General features: G+C 59.4%; 16 protein-coding genes. 15 read left to right on the top strand and 1 reads right to left on the bottom strand.

From position 1 onward, the window contains the following. The 11 genes from NKH59_RS18195 to NKH59_RS18145 form a co-directional block, all read left to right on the top strand. On the top strand, positions 1-249 hold a 249-nt coding region (locus NKH59_RS18195), incomplete at its 5' end, for a hypothetical protein (RefSeq protein ID WP_353022670.1). Positions 250-255: 6 nt separating this feature from the next. Beyond that, a complete protein-coding gene (locus NKH59_RS18190) occupies positions 256-801 on the top strand; it encodes a hypothetical protein (protein ID WP_353022668.1) in 546 nt (181 codons plus the stop codon). A 261-nt stretch (positions 802-1062) separates the two neighbouring features. Continuing rightward, positions 1063-1287 carry a hypothetical protein gene (locus NKH59_RS18185; protein ID WP_352502409.1) on the top strand — a complete coding sequence of 75 codons (225 nt, stop codon included), beginning with the start codon at positions 1063-1065 and terminating at the stop codon, positions 1285-1287. Positions 1288-1502: 215 nt separating this feature from the next. After that, the gene (locus NKH59_RS33540) at positions 1503-1757 is read left to right on the top strand and encodes a DUF6894 family protein (RefSeq protein WP_352977186.1); all 255 of its coding nucleotides are present in this window, start codon (positions 1503-1505) and stop codon (positions 1755-1757) included. 304 nt (positions 1758-2061) lie between these two features. Further along, positions 2062-2688, top strand: coding sequence for a class I SAM-dependent methyltransferase (locus tag NKH59_RS18175; RefSeq protein ID WP_352919661.1), 627 nt, complete (start codon positions 2062-2064; stop codon positions 2686-2688). 237 nt (positions 2689-2925) lie between these two features. Next, positions 2926-4713: an ABC transporter ATP-binding protein gene (locus NKH59_RS18170; RefSeq protein WP_352471929.1), complete on the top strand. Its 1788-nt coding sequence runs from the start codon at positions 2926-2928 to the stop codon at positions 4711-4713. 6 nt (positions 4714-4719) lie between these two features. After that, positions 4720-5901, top strand: coding sequence for a glycosyltransferase family 9 protein (locus tag NKH59_RS18165; protein WP_353022666.1), 1182 nt, complete (start codon positions 4720-4722; stop codon positions 5899-5901). A 9-nt stretch (positions 5902-5910) separates the two neighbouring features. Continuing rightward, on the top strand, positions 5911-7095 hold the full coding sequence (locus NKH59_RS18160) for a glycosyltransferase family 9 protein (protein WP_353022664.1): 1185 nt from the start codon (positions 5911-5913) through the stop codon (positions 7093-7095). Next, a complete protein-coding gene (locus NKH59_RS18155) occupies positions 7085-8263 on the top strand; it encodes a glycosyltransferase family 9 protein (RefSeq protein ID WP_353022663.1) in 1179 nt (392 codons plus the stop codon). The genes NKH59_RS18160 and NKH59_RS18155 overlap by 11 nt, the downstream gene beginning before the upstream one ends. A 301-nt stretch (positions 8264-8564) precedes the next feature. Next, a complete protein-coding gene (locus tag NKH59_RS18150; protein ID WP_352471923.1) occupies positions 8565-9344 on the top strand; it encodes a sulfotransferase domain-containing protein in 780 nt (259 codons plus the stop codon). A 14-nt stretch (positions 9345-9358) separates the two neighbouring features. After that, positions 9359-10054 carry a sulfotransferase family protein gene (locus NKH59_RS18145; RefSeq protein ID WP_353022662.1) on the top strand — a complete coding sequence of 232 codons (696 nt, stop codon included), beginning with the start codon at positions 9359-9361 and terminating at the stop codon, positions 10052-10054. Positions 10055-10084: 30 nt separating this feature from the next. Here the strand turns inward: NKH59_RS18145 and NKH59_RS18140 are convergent, their stop codons facing one another. Then, entirely contained in the window at positions 10085-11065 is a 981-nt protein-coding gene (locus NKH59_RS18140) for a glycosyltransferase family 2 protein (protein ID WP_352815625.1), read from the bottom strand. 220 nt (positions 11066-11285) lie between these two features. Here NKH59_RS18140 and NKH59_RS18135 point away from each other — a divergent pair, with 220 nt between their 5' ends. The 4 genes from NKH59_RS18135 (at position 11286) to NKH59_RS18120 (ending at position 15472) form a co-directional block, all read left to right on the top strand. Next, a complete protein-coding gene (locus NKH59_RS18135) occupies positions 11286-12449 on the top strand; it encodes a glycosyltransferase family 4 protein (RefSeq protein WP_352815623.1) in 1164 nt (387 codons plus the stop codon). 113 nt (positions 12450-12562) lie between these two features. Next, positions 12563-13336, top strand: a complete 774-nt coding sequence (locus tag NKH59_RS18130) for a glycosyltransferase family 2 protein (RefSeq protein WP_352815621.1) — start codon at positions 12563-12565, stop codon at positions 13334-13336. Between the two features lie 108 nt (positions 13337-13444). Next, positions 13445-14167, top strand: a complete 723-nt coding sequence (locus tag NKH59_RS18125) for a glycosyltransferase (RefSeq protein ID WP_352448862.1) — start codon at positions 13445-13447, stop codon at positions 14165-14167. A gap of 267 nt (positions 14168-14434) precedes the next feature. Continuing rightward, positions 14435-15472: a phosphatidylglycerol lysyltransferase domain-containing protein gene (locus NKH59_RS18120; protein ID WP_352471917.1), complete on the top strand. Its 1038-nt coding sequence runs from the start codon at positions 14435-14437 to the stop codon at positions 15470-15472. The last annotated feature ends 45 nt before the right edge of the window (positions 15473-15517 follow it).

Here is a 15517-nt window from a genome sequence, read left to right as displayed (position 1 = left end):
CGGCCGCGGCCGCTTGCACCCGAGCCGCCGCTCGATCGGCTGCTGCCTCGGGATACGCTGCTGCCGCTTGAACCGCTGCAGCCGCTTGAACCGCTGCTGCCGCTGGATCCGCTGCTGCCGCTCGAACTGCTGGTGCCGCTCGAACCACTGCTGCTGCTTGAGCCGCCGATGGGCCTGTTGTTGAGGTTGTGTGGGGAGCGATGGTTGTTGGCGCCCTCGTTTATATTTTCGCAGGTGCATTTGCGCTGATATTTGGTGCCGAAAGCGCTGTGTTCATTGCTCGCTTTCTTGCAGACCAACCTATGGCAAATCAAATTCGCTTCGGTTGTCTCGGGGGTAAGGCCGGTGATCACTATTGCGGTTGTCGTGGCCGCCATGGCCACGATCGAGAACCGGAGTAAATTCCGAAAATTTTGCATAGATACCTCGCTTTCTGACGCCTCGCTTCTCGGGCTCGCGCCCAAGCTTCCTGATTGTCGAGTGGGTATTTGCAACAAGGCCACATACGGATCGCTTACGCCTCAGCGGTCGGGCTCAGGGGCGGCGAAAAAAGTTGAACAAAGCGCAGACAATGCTGCCGCATTGCGGTATTTCGACCAGAAAAAGGAAGCTGCACTTTGGGGGAAACGGAAAATGTCGAAACGGCTTAGACTGGTGCTGGGAACGGCCGGCGCAATTGCCGTCGCCATTGTCTGGGGGATCATCGCCACGTTAATGGGTGTGCCATCGATTCTGATCACTGTAGGAGCGGTCGCGATCGGCGCGGGCATCTACAGCTATGTCGATCGAAGCCGAAGCTGATCCGGTTATCAGGCTACGGGCATAACGCAAAAATCCCACGGTCGCAGACTGTCTGCGGCAATGCTCAGTGTACGAAAATTACCAACGACAGCGGTCTGTGGAACGAGTGGCCTGCCGAAGCTATTGTGGTGTCGGTCCGAGACACCCCCGCCTCGGGTCATTGGCTCACCCAGCCGAGTGGTCCGCTGCTACCCAATGGCAGCGGACCTTCATCCGGAGGACAGACCCGGAAGACGGATTGTGCCGAATCGAGGGAGAACGATGGTCGTTGACGAGATTGCCGCGCGGCGCCTGAAAATTCTGCTCGAGCAATACATGGAGACCAGGAAGAGGCGCCACGATGCGGTTTCCACCGCAGCGGCTGAGATCGCGATCAGGGCTGTCATGCCGAATTGCCCGGCCTCCGGAAAAGTCCTGGACGACATGATTGCGGCATGTGCGTTCGAACACGGGCTGGGGGTGCTGTTCGATCGACCTGACGCATGAAGGCCTAAACGCCATGAATCCCAACGCCAGAATCGCACGGTGCTGTCGTGCACAAATCCGACGCTGTTCCTGAGGCGCTCGCCACTAAAGCGCATCGCGTCGATCGGCCTCATGCGATGCGCTGTAAGTGCCTGTTTTTGTGCATGTCGTTGCCGCAAAACCGCTGCACAGTTTTGCGCGACATGCATTAGAGAAACCGACCGACCGGAGCAGCCATGCCGAGATATTTTTTCCATTTCCGAAACAATGAGGGCCGCTTGACGGAAGATTTCGAGGGTCAGGAGTTGGACGGTTTGTCCGCGGCTCAGGATAACGCAATGGCCTCGGCCAAGGAAATCCTGGCCGAGGGCCTGCTCAGCGGCAGCCCGGTCCTGACAGGTCTTTCCTTCGAAATCTGCGACGAGAACCGGAAGCTGCTTTTCCGATTTCCATTCTCGGAAGCTGCCGAAAAGGCCGGCACTCGGCCGTGATTGGCCAAAAGCCCCGCGATGCGGGCGAGCTTTGATCGAGCCTGGCTGAAAAACCGCATGTCGCGGCAAGACGGTCGTTGGTGCAAATCAGCACCATAGCCAAATTAGTAGCATAGCTGCCGGCACAAAGCAAGAACAAATATGGCTTGCCTTGCCTACGGGGGCGCCAAGCGACGTTGCCATTTCCAACCAGTATGTCGATTTGTCGGCCCGGGTGTTCGTCAACTTACCGAAACGTCTTCGCAGGATGCTGTGATCAGGAGTTCCTTTCTCCCGCGGTTGCGTTTACAGGACGCTCAGGACAGTGTCGTTTGCGCGCCAGCAACTGGACCGAGTTAGGCCGGGCGCACGGTCCCCCTCCGTCAAGGAAACCAGTCCGGCGCCGTTTTTGGAGAACAATGATTTGTGGTGGTCAAATAAGCAAAAGAGATTCAAGGGAACGTGGGACGACAGACTGGACGGCCTATTCTCAGCAGAGGTCGACTACGCCGGTAAATCCATTCTCGATGTTGGCTGCAACATGGGTATTGTCGCCTATGAGATATCCAAGCTAGGACCGAGTTCGATCCATGGGATCGACATTCTCAAGCCGCATATCGAGACGGCCAGGATGATCTTCCTGGGTTGTCCGGTCCAAAGCCAGTTCGATTGTCTCGATCTTGGCAGCCGGAAGCTGCAAAATGTTCTCAAACCGCAGTACGACATCGTCATGCTGCTGGCGGTCTACCATCACATGCAGTGGAGCCTCGGCGCGGACAAGGCGCGACGCGTGCTGTGCGATATCGCCGGGCGTGCTCAAACGATCGTTGCCCGCGTCCCTCCTGGCAAGGATAAGGAGATGATCGCGGTGCTTTCGGATGTGGGCTTTTCAATCAAAAGCAATCACACATCGCCTCTTGGAAGCCATCTCATGGTCCTCGCGAAACACTGACCGGGCATAGCGCGGCCGACGGCGAATGGCGCAAGAGCCGCGTGGCTGGGATCCGCTATGCTCGGATGCGAGGAACCGACAGTCATAAGCCGATGACGTGCAAGGATCCGGTTCGGCATTGACTGCGGTCGGGAACGAAGCCACAGACAGGTGATCGAAACCGTCTCGTGCTTCAAGACAACACGAAGACCGGACGGGATCGCAACGGGCGGCGACAAGATGATTGCAAAGAAACGAGTGTCAACGGTCCCGGCATATCCGCTGATCAAGCGTCTGATTGGCGAAAATCTGCCGCCGCACAAGATGCTGTATGTGACAGGTTTGCTGTGCTCGATCGCTGCTGCTGCCGCGGTCGGCGCGACGGCCTGGATCATGAAAGTCATGATCAACACCATCTATGTCGAGCGAGATGCTGCCGCTGTATCGGGTATCAGCGTCGTCATCATCGGCATTTTCCTGGTCAAGGGCATAGCTGCCTACTGCCAGACCGTCACAACGGGAAAGATTCGCCGGGCTATCGTTTCGGACCTGCAAAACCGGCAATTTTCTCGAATGGTGCGTTTCGACATCAGCCGTTTCGCGAACCAGCATCCGGCAAAATTCATCTCCAAAATCATGTTCAACGCGCGCGCCGGGGCGACCGTTATTCTCACCCTCACGAGCAGCGCCGTCTCTGATCTGCTGACCCTGATTGCCTTGGCCAGCGTCATGGTCAAGCAGGACCCGGTGATGTCGCTGATATCCGTGGCGGTTCTGCCGATGCTGTTCCTGTCAGTCGGCGCGATAACCAGGAAGCTCAAGGCGCTGGCGAGGGGCGAGACGGAATTGGCCGCGCAGGTCCAGTCGATCGGCACGGAAGCCGTCGAAGGCATCCGCACCATCAAGTCCTTCCAGCTCGAGGACAAGGCCGTCGCCAGCTTTGCAAAGGCCGTCCGCAAGATGGAAAGACGTGGCATCCAGATCAACCGGACGTCAGCATTGATGAGCCCATTGATGGAGACCGGCGGCGGCGTGATCATCGGGCTTTTCGTTATGTACGCCAGCTGGCAGACCCTCGGCAACGGCAAGACGCCCGGCGAATTCATGGCCTTCATTACCGCGTTCCTGCTTGCCTATGAGCCTGCCAAGCGGTTGGCCCGGGTCAATGTCGACATTCAGAAGCAAATGGTCGCCGTCGAGCAGATGTATGATTTGATCGACACGCCCGAGCAGCGGCGACTCGCGATCGCGGGCGAGCGTCTGACCGACGTCGATGGTGGTATCCGCTTTGAAGATGTGGCCTTTTCCTATGACGGCAACAGCCCCGCGCTCGAGGGTGTTTCCTTCGATGTCCGACCTCGTGAGAAGCTGGCGATCGTCGGCCGCTCCGGCGCCGGCAAGACCACCATCGTCAATCTAATCCTGCGTCTGATGGAGCCGGACAAGGGCAGGATCCTGATCGACGGAAAGGACATTTCGAAGATCAGCCTGGCCGACGTCCGCGATAACATCGCACTTGTGTCACAGGACGTCTTCCTGTTTGAAGGCTCGATCCGCGACAACATTCGCGACGGCCGCCCGAATGCCACGGATCAGGAAATCGAGTCCGCTGCGAACCTCGCCCGGGTCACCAGCTTTGCTTCGGCGCTCGAAAACGGGCTCGACACGCTTGTCGGGCCAAGCGGCACCAACCTGTCCGGCGGGCAGAAACAACGCGTTGCCATCGCACGCGCCCTGCTCAAGAATGCTGCGGTAATCGTCTATGATGAAGCGACATCGGCGCTTGACGGTGAAAACGAACGGGCAGTCATGGAGGCAGCCTTCGACAACACATTTCAGCGCACAGTGATCTGCATTGCGCACAGGCTGTCTACAATCAAGGCGGCCGATCGTATTCTCGTGTTTGACGCCGGACAGCTTGTCGATGCTGGAACGCATGACCAGCTTTCCAAGCACAGCGAGATATATCGTTCGATATTCCACCTGGAGACGGCCGATCCGATGGTCGAAAGCGGCAAAAAGCTGCGGCAGAGCGTATTGCGCTGAAGGCCGATGACCAGCTTTTATCACGGTTCCTATGTCCGGTATGTGATTGGTGGACTGGGCCTTCAGGTGCGCCGGTACAAAAAGGCGGTGCGCGGGTTGTTTTCCGGTCGCAAGCAGCCTCGCTCCATTCTTGAGCTGCAGGCCAAGGTTGCGGCCCTGATTGTGCGCAGGGACTGGAAAGGCCTTGAAGCCGGTACCAATGAGATGGCTGTCACGGCCGATCATAATCGCGACCCCGAGCTGATGCAGAAGGCGGGCCAGGCGTTCGAACGCCTTGGCAACTTTGCGCGGGCAGCTGAGCTTCGGCTTTCCGCTCGCCGGCTGCGGAAAGGGAAAGGCGCCAACGAGTGGACCGGCGAGAATCTCGGATCGGATACACTGCTGATCGATCTTGTGGAGGATGACCCGCGCAGCCTTGGCCGGGTTATCCGCCACGCGCGACTGGCCGGCGCTGCCGCTGCCTATGCGCAAAGCGCAACAATCCGGGTCGAGCCGCGCCTGGTATCAATTCTGCAGCGAACGTTCCCGAAGGCGACCGTGGTCCCGGCGCAGCGGGATGTGGTCGGCGACAAACACGCGACTTTCGAAGATCTCGCCTGGGTGTTCGGACGCGATGCCGAAAAACTTGCTGCCGACTTCGTGCCGCTGCGGGCAGATCCTGAACTCGTCGAGACATTCCGCAAGCGCTATCGCTCGATGACGGATCTGCCGCTGGTCGGTCTCTCCTGGGGCAGCAAGTCCCATACCAAGGACGTGCCTGATTTTCCTGAATGGGCACGGTTCATCGCCCAGACGCCAGCGACATTCGTTTCGCTCCAGTACGGGCAGGTCAAGCCGGCGTTGCGGCGCCTTCGCAACGGCAACGACGCGCGTCTGATCTTTGACGACAGCGTCGACCAGATGGTCGACATGGACCGTTTCGCCGCACAGGTCGCCGCACTCGATGCTGTCGTGACGATCAGCAATACAGCTGCCCATCTTGCCGGAGCCATTGGCGTGCCGAGTGTTTTCCTCATCGACGATAATTTTCAGACCGCATGGCCGGTGACCGGCGACCGGACACCCTGGTATCCGAAGGGCATTGTCATTCGCAAGGAGGGACGCCCTTGGTCGCTGGTGCTCGACGAGGCCGGCCGGCGGCTCTCGTCGATCCTGACGACGCTTTCCGACGCTCCCCGAGGACGATAGAACATCGCCGTGCAGAACAGACGAACCATCCTTCAGAAGGCAAAAACCGCCGATCTGCGCCCGCAAGGCGCCGTCGGCAAGCGGCTGCAGAAGGTTCTCGAGCGGGCAAAGGAACTTCTTAGACGTCCCTCGCGCCACGCCGACGAAAGCGCCGAAAGGCATATGAGGCTGATGGAGGAAAGCGTGCAGCGTAGTGACTGGCAAACTGCTCGCGACCATGCACTGGCGCTTGGCGCGCTTGGTGAGCAGCTTGGCGATCTCGGCCTGATCAAGAAAGCGGGGCGCGGACTGAGGCGTCTCGACGGAGGAAATCGCATCTGGCAGTTGATGGCGGCGAGCAAGCAGCGCGGCAGACCCGATTGGGATGGCAGTGATCTTGCGGGTCGCACGCTTCTCGTCGATCGTCGCGAAGGCGACCTGGCGATCTTTTTCCAGTTCGCGTCGCTGCTTGGTCCAGTTGTCGCGGCTGCCGGTCGATGCATCGTCTTCGTCGAGCCGCGACTGGCACCGCTTTATCGCAGAACATATCCTGCGCTTGATGTCAGGATTGAAGGGGAAGAGGACATGGCGGCAGTGGACGCCGATGTCGTTGCCGGTTTCGAGACACTCGCAAAGCATTTCTGGCCGGACGACCCGGCGGCACGCGCGCCCTTCGTTCCGCTGGAGCCGGACCGCCGACTGGTTGCCGAGCTGCGCGGCACCTATCTCGATGGCGGCCCAGGTCCCCTGATCGGATTTGCCTGGGGAAGCCTGAACAAGAGCAAGGATCTGCCGGCTCTGGACGATTGGCGGACGCTGTTCAGCAGCTTGCCGGGGCGCCTGGTCAGCTTGCAATATGGCGATGTCGGGCCGGCCCTCTCCGAGTTCGAGCGCCACACTCCGGGGCGCATCATCCATGACGCTTCAGTCGACCAGTTGACGGACATGGACCGCTTTGCCGCCCAAATTGCGGCGCTCGACGCGGTGGTCACGATCAGCAATACCGGCGCCAACCTCGCCGGAGCGCTCGGCGTGCCGACGATTGTCATGCTCGACGATGGATTTCGGCTGTCCTGGCCTGCTTTCGGTGAGACCGTCGCCGCATATCCGAGCGTTCGACTGGTCCGAAAAGGCGGCCGAGCCTGGGCGTCGGCAGTCCAGGAAGCAGGCGGACGGGTCATGCAAATCTTCGGCGGAGCTGGCGATGGAGGGTAGCCAACTTCTCGGCCGGTTGCGCCGCGCTGTCGCGCTTGCAGGCTACCGATACAAGGTCTGGTTCCGACGTCACCGGCGGCAGCTCTTCCTTCGCTGGCGCGACGGCGACATTGCCGATCAGATGGCGGATTATCGGCGAAGCGTCGAGTCCCGCGATTGGCCGGCGGCACTGCCGAAAGCCCTGGCTCTTGGATCCATTGCGAAGTCGAGGGGCGAGGTCCACCTGATCGACGAGCTCAGCAAGGCGCTGATGCGGATGGGCGCCTATGGCCCAGCCGCCGAACTCAGGATCGCCCGACGCCACATCGTCAACGGCCGCGTCGATGGCGAGTGGCTGGGCCAGGATATTTCGGGCCAGACACTGCTTGTCGATCTGATGGAAACCGAAAAGCAGGGTCTGGCCACCGCGATCCATCATGCGAGTTCCGTCGGCTGTGCGTTGGGGCGCGCCGCCCGTTCGATCGTCCTGGTCGAGCGCCGCCTGGTACCGCTCTTTCAGCGCACTTTTCCGACCGCCGATGTGCGGCCGGTCGGCGCTGACGGCAAGGCTGCCTATGGCGAGGCGCAGGCCTTCGCCGGCGTCCAGCATCTGACTGCCGTTTTCGAGACCGACGAGGCGACGATCCGCGAGCATTTCGTGCCCCTTAAGCCGGATCCGGCCCGGGTCGCTGAACTTCGCGCCCGCTACCGGCATGAACGACGGCCGTTGGTCGGTATCGCATGGGGCAGCTCGAATCCTGGCAAAGACCTGCCGCCGCTTGCCGCCTGGCGAAACCTGATAGGCCGACCGGACCTCCGGTTCGTCTCGCTGCAGTACGGCCAGATCGAGACCGATCTGAAGTTCCTGACCGACGGTGAGCCGGAGCGCATTCTTCATGACAGATCGGTCGATCAGCTCGTCGACATGGACCTTTTCGCCGCGCAGGTTGCCGCGATGGACGCCGTGGTGACCATCAGCAATACCGGAGCGCATCTGGCGGGCGCGCTCGGCATCCCCTCGATTTTCATTCTGGGCGACGGCTTCAAGCGCTCCTGGCCGGTCGAGGGCGACCGCACGCCCTACTATCCATCGGCCGTGCTGGTCTCGAAACGGGAACGCCCCTGGTCCGTGGTGATGAGCGAGGCCGAGGCCATCCTGGCGCCATGGCTCACAAAAGTGAGTGGCTAATGCATGTCGTCCGAAAGGGCGTCACTGAAGACGCTTCGACGCGATCCGCATTAAGGGTTCGGCCGACGGATCGTGGAATGGAGCGCCCGCGTCGAACAGTCGTCGCAACAGGCCAAAAAACATAAGGCATTCCGAACCGGGATATAGTAAAGGCCAATTCGCCCCGCAGAGGATCGCAATTCTTGCTGGCATTTCTGCCTTGTGTTCGAATTAGCCGTAGGCTTAGGCGCCCAGTAATGGGGTTGGTCTGGCCGGCAGCGGTTCGGGCGCCAGCTCTGATAATCTAAAGGAGGTCTCTCCCATGTCCTTTCTAAAATTTTTCCAGGCCAAAGCGCCGCCTCTTCCTCTTATCGTATCCTTTCCAAAATCGGGGCGCACCTGGCTGCGTGTCATGCTGGACGATCTCGGAGTTGAAGTTCAATACATTCACGACGGAACAGACCACAAGTTACTTCGACCGAAGTCGAGCCTCAAGGAGAATAAATCTCGATATAAGAAGAGAAGAACAATAATGCTTGTTCGCGATCCAAGAGATACGGTGGTCTCAGGGTACTTTCAGGTTCAGAAGCGCCACATGCTTCCAGCGGGATCGTTCAGCGATTTTATCAGAAGCGACAATCATGGGATCGAAAAGATCATCAGATTTAACCTGCATTGGTTCGCGGCCATGCCCCGGATGCGCGAAATCCGGTATCTTCAATATGAAGATATGCATCGGGATACAGCTGGTGTCCTTCGCGCGATCCTTGGATTCCTGAACCAGCAGGCTGACGATCGGACGCTTGTCGAGGTGGCGAACAACCGAACGTTCGACAAGATGAAAGTGAGTGAATCGACCGGTGATCTGTCCGATCGATACGGCAAGATATTACAGCCGCGCGATGCGAATGATCCCGAAAGCTTCAAGGTGCGCAAGGGCAAGATAGGCGGTTACGGCGAATATCTTTCCGAGGACGACGTGGCCTATTGTGACGAGCAGTTGGCTAAGTTCGAATATTGGGAGAAGCTGGACAAGGTCTTTAGCACGAACGGCTTGTGCTACGCTCGCGTCGATAACCGCGCCCGGGTCGCCTTGGGTTAGGGAGCATTGCCGACATGGTGATGCGCACCGGATTCATATGCGGCTGCGGCCATAGCGGGACGACGTTGATTGCGACGATCCTTGCGTCGCATCCCGATGTCTACCTGCCGCTCCAGGAAACCAACATTTTCTTCAAGTGGACGCCACTGGCCATGTTCCGCTTCTGGAAACTGAAGCGGGCGGCGCTCGATGCTGGAAAGAACGTGCTGCTTGAAAAGACACCGCGGCATATCCGCCGTGTCGCCCGCATTCGCCGGCTGGTGCCCGGCGCGCGTTTCGTCATGCCGGTGCGAGATGGGCGCGACGTCGTAGCGTCCCTGATCAAACGACTTGGCGACCCAACGGAGGCTCTCGACCGCTGGATCAACGACAATGCGCTGGTTCTTGCGGAACGGGGAAAGCCGGATGTGCTGATCTATCGCTATGAGGACCTGGTCGAGAATCCGGCCAAAGTCGTCGAGCAGATATGCGGCTTTCTCGATGTAACCTTCAGCCCGGATCTCCTCGACTATCACAAGAACCCGCAGCAGTGGTTCAAGCCGACCGACGCCAGCGGCGAGACGCCACATGCGGTGCTCCGGAACCAACAGGTCAACCAGCCGATCTATGACGGGAGCGGAAGATGGCACTCCGAACTTGGAAACGCCGAGCTACAGGACCTGGTACAGGGACGAGGTGCCCAGCTTATGAAAGCATTCGGTTATGCATGATCTCGGCTCGGCATCTGCTTGAACTGCCGTCTACCAATCAATTTTGTCGATCAAACCCGTTTTGAACAGGCTGTGAGCTCCTTCGTACAGCATTGACTGTTCGCTCATCGCGCTGAGAGCGGCTTTACCGCTCGATACCTCATGATACTGGCGATATTTGGAAGCGCCGTTCCAATACTGACCTTCCGCCACCGCGACCTGCGCCTTGTCGTTGAAATCGGCGAAGAACTTGAAATGAAGCAGGCCAGCCAATCCCTTTATATAGTTTCGCCAGTAGGGCAGCGGTGAGTGAATCGACGTAAAAATCGTCTGGCGATCAACATATATCAGAGGAAACTTGGTCAACTTGTGCTGCCTGGCGAAAAGCCGGGTTCTCGGGCCGCCTGTGATCTTGAGATGCCGGGGGCTCCTCGTCACCTCATAGCCGCTGCCGTCGAAATGGTCCGCAACTTGCCATGGCGGCACGATGGGATCGAAGGGTACGTCCCAGATGTTTCCGCTCGGATACATGTCGATCATCGGCGCCAGCAGGCGTGTCATTCCGCGCCGCTTGAGCCAGTCGGCCATCGCACCGAGCGGATGCTGATCCATGCCGTCATAGACAAGATATTCGTCCGCATCCACGGTCAGATACCAGCGAGGCTGACCATAGATCTGCACAATCCGCTGCCGCCAAAGGTTTCCCAGGTCCGACTGCGAATAGGTGACCGGCGAGCTGAATAGATCGACATCTGGCTGCTCGGCCAGAAGCTCAGCTGTGCCGTCGGTCGAGCGATCATCGAGGACGGCGAATCTGGTGACGCCGAGTTCGCGATAGTGCTTCAGGAACGGGGGTAGCCTGTCCGCCTCGTTGCGGATGACGAGGATCAAAGGCAGGTCATTCGCGTTAAGGGGCGTTATCGGCCGCAGCGATGACACTTCTGCCCGTCTTCCGAAGGTGTGTCTCAGCCGATATATGGCGGTGTCGGTAATCGTCCGGCGGACAATGGCGGGCCAGGTTGCTTTGCTCAAGCCATCGATTCCCCTCATGGCGGTCACCGGCTGGAGCTGGCGCTGATCCGCTGTTTGCAGTTAATTTCTACATGCAGCACCGTTAGGCAAATCGCAAGCAGTTGCGGACAATGGACACAGGCCTGTTCTGAGTTCCGGCGGGGAGCTTTCCAAGTGTTGCCGATGCGAGCTGGCCTCTATAGACATCGTCAGATGGCAACAAGGCCGGAGCCCAGACCCTATGTACGCCGGCATTCGTGGCAGCGAAATTCAATTCGACAGGCCGATCCTGTTCGTGCGCCAGCGCTATGCGCCTTTCGGTGGCGGCGAGATCATGTTGGAAAACATCATGGCCGCATTCGCCGCGCGTCAGCGGCGGGTGGCCGTGCTGTCCGGCGACTGGCCGCGTTATGAAGGCATCGAGTTCATCCATTGTGCCGGTCGGCGGTTTCCGCGTTCGCTGCGGGCGACGTCCTTTGCTCAAGCTGCCTGCCGCAAGATCGCCGAGATGCCGCCGGCGCTGGTGCAGAGCAACGATCGCCTCCCGTGCTGCGATGTCTTCCGGGCCGGGGAGGGCGTTCATGCCGCCTATCTTGCCGAGCGGCGGCGTTTCGAGACGCGGCTTGGCAGGGCGGCAATGGCGCTGAGCCCCTTTCACCGCCAGACGCTGCGCCTTGAACGTGCAACCTACGCCAGCCCGAGGCTCAAAGCTGTCATTGCCATTTCGAAGATGGTGGCAGAGGACATTGTCCGTCACTACGATTATCCGGCGGAAAATGTGCACCATATTCCCAACGGGGTGGATCTCGACCGCTTCAACCCGCAGCTGCGCCAGCAGCATCGGGCGACAATCCGCGCGCGGCTCGACGTCGACGAAAACAGGCCAGTCGTCCTGTTTGTCGGCTCGGGCTTTGCGCGAAAAGGACTTCTTGCACTGATGAAGGCGGTCGCCAGGCTCGATGGCGAGCCTGAATTGTGGGTCATCGGCCATGATTCGCGCGCCGACGCTTTCAGGCAGGCCGGTGACAGGCTCGGTCTCGGCGCACGGCTCAAGATGCTGGGGCCGCAGAAAGACATGCTGCCGTGGTACGGCGCGGCCGATATTGCCGTGCTGCCTTCCATCTATGATCCTTTCGGCACAGTGGTCATCGAAGCGATGGCCAGCGGCTTGCCCGCCGTGGTAAGCACCGGCTGTGGAGCGCGCGAGCTTGTCGAGCGGTTCGAGCCGACGCTCGTTTGCGATGCGGCCAGCGAAAGCGACCTCGCTGCAGCGCTCGCGCACGCGCTGCAGTTGTCGTCACGACCTGACACCGCAGCCCGGGTGAGAGCGGCGGCCGAACACTATGATTTCAATGTCATGATCAAGCGAATGATGGCGCTTTATGAAAGCCTTGATCTGAAATGATTTTCGACTTTGTTGAATTAGGTTAGTACCCTCAGTGTGCTAACGGGCCGGGAGCCGATGCTGCAGATGCATTCGAATGACAGTGGCAGCTTTGATGCCGGAGCATTCTGACCGTGCCGGCGCTCTCGGTCATTATCATCACCCGCAACGAGGAGGCATCCATCGCGCAATGCCTTCGGTCGGTCCATTTTGCCGATGAGATCGTCGTTCTCGACAACAACAGCAGCGACAGAACCAGGGAGATTGCCGGTGCTCTGGGGGCAAAGGTTCTGATGACCGTCGATTGGCCCGGTTTTGGCGCGCAAAAAAACCGTGCGCTGGCCGCGGCAACGGGGGATTGGATCCTGTCGCTGGATGCCGATGAGTGGGTGGAGGCGCCGCTCGGCGCGGAAATAAGGGCCGCAATCGCCGACCCAAAAGCCAATGACGGCTTCGAAATACCGAGAAGATCGCGCTTTTGCGGGCACATTGTCCGCCATAGCGGCTGGTCGCCCGATCTGGTGCTCAGGCTCTTCCGTCGCCGCTCCGGGCGGTTCAGCGACGACACCGTGCACGAGAAGGTATTGGTGAACGGGAAGGTCAGCCGATTGTCCCAGCCGATCGAGCACGATTCCATTACCGACTTGGCAGATGCCCACGACAAGATCGGCCGGTACGCAGAAGCGTCCGCCGCGCAACTGCTTGCCGAGGGCAAAAAAAGCTCGATAGGCAAGGCGGTCTTGCGCTCGGTCTGGGCCTATGTGCGCAGCTATATTTTCCGGCTGGGATTTCTGGACGGTTCCATTGGTGCGATGGTGGCCGCGTATTCGGCCAGCTACACCTATCAGAAATGGGCTCGTGTCGCATTGGGAATGCGAGGCCAGGTCCACCCAAAAACGCAAGGCTGAGGCCAGGACAAATCTGTGAGAAACCGGCTTGGTTGACCGCAATTGTTGCCGAGCCATCGCCAACTAGTTAGTGTACGACCGTAAAAATCGAAAGCCAGGGTAGTGAATATGACTGATGCGTTTAGGGTATTTATCGGATGGGACAGCCGTGAGCCGATCGCGTACGACGTCGCGCGACACTCGCTGCTCAAACATGCGTCGGCGCCTGTCTCCGTCATTCCGATCAAACAGGACGAGATGCGTGCCCGCGGGCTATATTGGCGGGAAAAAGATCCGCTCGCCTCAACGGAGTTCACCTACACGCGCTTCCTCACGCCCTTTCTCGCCGACTACACGGGTTGGGCCCTGTTTTGCGATTGCGATTTCCTGTGGCTTGGTGACGTCGCAGGCCTGCTGAAATATACGGACTCGGACAAGGCGGTTTATTGCGTCCAGCATGACTATACGCCGAAGGCCACAACCAAGATGGATGGTGTGGTCCAGACGTCCTATCCTCGGAAAAACTGGTCGTCGCTGATGCTGTTCAATTGCGCGCATCCTTCGGTCAGATCGCTCACGCCAGAGGTCGTGAATCAGGAAAGTGGCGCCTATCTTCACCGAATGCAGTGGGTTGCCGACAAAGATTTGGGCTCATTGCCGGTAGAGTGGAATTGGCTCGAAGGTTGGAATGAAAAGCCTGCGGTCGGCACACCTAAGGCGGTCCACTATACCAGCGGCGGCCCGTGGTTTGCCGAATGGCAGAATGTCGACTACGCCGATTTGTGGATAGCAGAACGCGACGAGTTCCTGGCTTCCGATCAAGCGGAATCTTCTCAGAGCGCCGTTCGATAAGAACATCGTGTTTGGCAGGTGACGTGGGCGCTTCCGAAAGTGGCATTGATTTTCATGTCGCCAAGGGCGCAGCAACCAGCCGTCAGGCGCTGGGCGTCGACAACGTGTTGCCGCCGGGGGGCGGGACCGGGCAGATTGCACCTACGAATCTGGCGGCTCCGGCCGGGTAACCATGCCGCGCTGAGATAAGGTTCAGCTCGCGCCAATATGATCGGTTTGGAGTCCGTCAGCTCTTTCATCGGCCTAGCCGGCACGCGAAAGTCGACCATGCCGTCACTGCGAAGACGCCTCGATCGTTTCCTGGAGAACCGCGGGCCTAAAATACCGCGGCTGCAGCTGAACCATGTCGAGCGCCTGGCGCTGGTCCGTCGCCATGGTGATTTTTCCCTTGCCTATTCGACCGCCGTGCAGAGGGGGCTTCACTACTTCGGCGATGCCCAGGGCTACATCGCTTACGGCAGCAAAACGCGACATCATTTCGCGCTCGGTGATCCAGTGGCTGCCCCGGCCGATCGGCGCGACTATATCAGACGTTTCATCGAGGTTGCCGGCAGCCCGTGGTTCGTGCAGATCGGCGACCAGACGGCGCGCGTGCTTGCCGGGCTTGGCTATCAGGTCAACCGCCTCGGCGTCGACACCAGGCTTGTCCTGCCCGGACACGACTTTTCCGGAAAGCGCAATGAGACAGTGCGCTATTCCGAACGCTGGCTCTTGAAGAAGGGTTTTTCCTTCGCAGAGGACAACGGGACTGTCTTCCTCGACGAGATTGCCAGGCTCTCCCAGAATTGGCGGGCCGACCGCATCGTCAAGCGCTGGGAGATGAGATTTCTCAACAGGCCCTTTGCCGATCACCTTGGCGTCGATATGCGCCGTTTCGTCCTGCACGGTCCGGATGGGGAGCTCGTGGCCTTGCTGGATTTCGATCCGCTGTTCAGCGACGGCAAGGTCATCGGCTACACCACCTCGTTCAAGCGCAAGCACATCGATGCCTCGGCGCATGCCGAGATCGGCCTGACCAAATTCGCGGTCGACCGCTTTCGCGATGAAGGTGTTTCCGTCGTCACCCTAGGCCTGTCGCCGCTTGTCGAAATCGGACCTAGCGGGTTTGCCGAAAGCGATTTCTGGCGGCACGCCTTCCAGCGTGCCTATGACTCCCCCTGGGTCAATCGCACCCGCTTCAATCTGCAGGGGCAGGCGGCCTTCAAGCGCCGGTTCCATGGTGTCGAAGAGCCGACCTATCTTGCCTTTCGCAAGGGGACCTTTTTCGAAGCGCTTTCTCTGCTCCGGCTGATCAGGGCCGTCTAGTGCCTGGTGGCTGAGCGCTCGTCGTCTCCTGGTATGGTCGACCTC

Origin of the sequence: Mesorhizobium sp. M0998 (assembly GCF_040318885.1) — a bacterium.
Lineage (GTDB): Bacteria > Pseudomonadota > Alphaproteobacteria > Rhizobiales > Rhizobiaceae > Mesorhizobium.
Note: the sequence above shows the minus strand (reverse complement) of the source record. Positions and strands in the feature narration are given on the sequence as shown.

Coding starts and splice junctions, on each gene's coding strand:
- NKH59_RS18185 (WP_352502409.1), top strand. CDS start 1,063: ATGGTCGTTGACGAGATTGCCGCGCGGCGCCTGAAAATTCTGCTCGAG.
- NKH59_RS33540 (WP_352977186.1), top strand. CDS start 1,503: ATGCCGAGATATTTTTTCCATTTCCGAAACAATGAGGGCCGCTTGACG.
- NKH59_RS18165 (WP_353022666.1), top strand. CDS start 4,720: ATGACCAGCTTTTATCACGGTTCCTATGTCCGGTATGTGATTGGTGGA.
- NKH59_RS18155 (WP_353022663.1), top strand. CDS start 7,085: ATGGAGGGTAGCCAACTTCTCGGCCGGTTGCGCCGCGCTGTCGCGCTT.
- NKH59_RS18150 (WP_352471923.1), top strand. CDS start 8,565: ATGTCCTTTCTAAAATTTTTCCAGGCCAAAGCGCCGCCTCTTCCTCTT.
- NKH59_RS18145 (WP_353022662.1), top strand. CDS start 9,359: ATGGTGATGCGCACCGGATTCATATGCGGCTGCGGCCATAGCGGGACG.
- NKH59_RS18135 (WP_352815623.1), top strand. CDS start 11,286: ATGTACGCCGGCATTCGTGGCAGCGAAATTCAATTCGACAGGCCGATC.
- NKH59_RS18125 (WP_352448862.1), top strand. CDS start 13,445: ATGACTGATGCGTTTAGGGTATTTATCGGATGGGACAGCCGTGAGCCG.
- NKH59_RS18120 (WP_352471917.1), top strand. CDS start 14,435: ATGCCGTCACTGCGAAGACGCCTCGATCGTTTCCTGGAGAACCGCGGG.